2 protein-coding genes are annotated in these 1417 nt (G+C 60.3%); one reads left to right on the plus strand and one right to left on the minus strand.

The window, feature by feature from the left end:
• A partial coding sequence (locus ABT116_RS46225; RefSeq protein WP_351647206.1) for a DUF4232 domain-containing protein occupies positions 1-566 on the plus strand: 566 nt, incomplete at its 5' end.
• 1 nt (position 567) lies between these two features.
• On the opposite strand, the gene ABT116_RS46230 is transcribed toward ABT116_RS46225, so the two are convergent.
• Positions 568-1417, minus strand: an 850-nt coding sequence (locus ABT116_RS46230) for an ABC-2 membrane transporter-related protein (RefSeq protein ID WP_502984077.1), incomplete at its 5' end; no start/stop codon positions are given.

The following is a 1417-nucleotide window of genomic DNA, read 5'->3' on the forward strand; positions in this document are numbered from 1 at the left end:
GCTCGGATGAAACGGGAACAGCCGAGAGTTCACCTGCTCCTGCCACCACGACGGCTACCTCTGCGCCGACGACCCCGACCGGTACCGCTTCACCCTCGACGACCCATACCGATCACGCCCAAACCACAACCTCGACGGCACCCAATCCCGAAGGCTGCGCCATGGGGGAACTGAACGTCACCCTTGGCCAGCCGAACGGCGCCGCCGGTTCCGTGGAGCTTCCGGTTGTCTTCACCAACACGGGCGGCCGCACGTGCACGCTCGACGGTTTCCCTGGCGTCTCGTATGTCACGGGAGCGTCCGGAAGCGAAGTGGGTGCTGCAGCCGGCCGCTCCGGATCCGGTTCACTCGTCTCACTTGCCCCTGGCTCTGCCGCAACGTCTCTGGTGCGCGCCACGAACGTCGAGAACTACCCGGCAGATCAGTGCGGCGTGACCGACGTTGCGGGACTGAAGGTTTACCCGCCCAACAGCTACGACTCGGTCTTCCTCGCCTACCCCACCAAGGGTTGCTCGATGACCGGCGCGAACATCAACCAACTGACGGTCGCACCGGTCGCCCGCTGACTCACGGCTTGAGGCGTCGTAGACCCCAGAGCGCCGGCAAGAGGAACAAGCCCGAAAGGATCAGCACGAGTGCAGCTTCCGTGAACTGGAAACGCCAGAACTGATCATCCGAGTGGTAGCGAACTTCGTAGTGGTCGACGCCGTGTTCCCGCAAACAGATCTCCATCTCCCTGTTCTGCTGCGCTGACAGCACATCCATGCGGAGGCTGTACTCGGCGCCGGTCTCCTCCGGGCGCTGGTAGTACGGGTTCTCATCGCCTGATCCACCCCACATGCACTCGTCGTATCCGATGTCGACCCAGTTACCTCGGAGATCGACATATCCCTGCGCGAGTTCCCAATTGACCGCGGGGATACTGGTATCGCTCGAATAGTAGGAACTGAATCCGGCGACGGGTGATGTTCGGACACTCGGCTCGGCGTAATCGAGTCGTGCAACCAACTGAAATCCTGCCAGGATCGCAACAACACCGACCATCGTGATCGCCATTGCGCCGATCGAACTACGCAACAGCAAAGCCAGTGCTGCTCCGAGCATGAGTGCCATGAATGTGTATGCGCCCAAGACCAGTCCGCTGGATTGAAAGAGCGGATACGACAGGTTCGATATCTCGACGAAAGTCGAGCGCCCGGAAACAAATGCATACCGGGAGTTGTCCGGGAGCGATCGAGCCCATTGCAATGCAAATCCAAGCAATGCCGAAGCCACAGAAATCGGCAGGAAGACAATCAACACCCGGGTCCAGAACCAACGAGTCCGACTGACCGATTGAGTAAGCCCCAATACGTGTGTTCCCTGTTCGACATCCCGCGAAAACACGGTGACACCGATCAACACGCCGAGGAACACC

Origin of the sequence: Streptomyces sp. NPDC002130 (genome assembly GCF_040296465.1) — a bacterium.
In the GTDB taxonomy this organism is placed as follows: Bacteria; Actinomycetota; Actinomycetes; order Streptomycetales; family Streptomycetaceae; genus Streptomyces.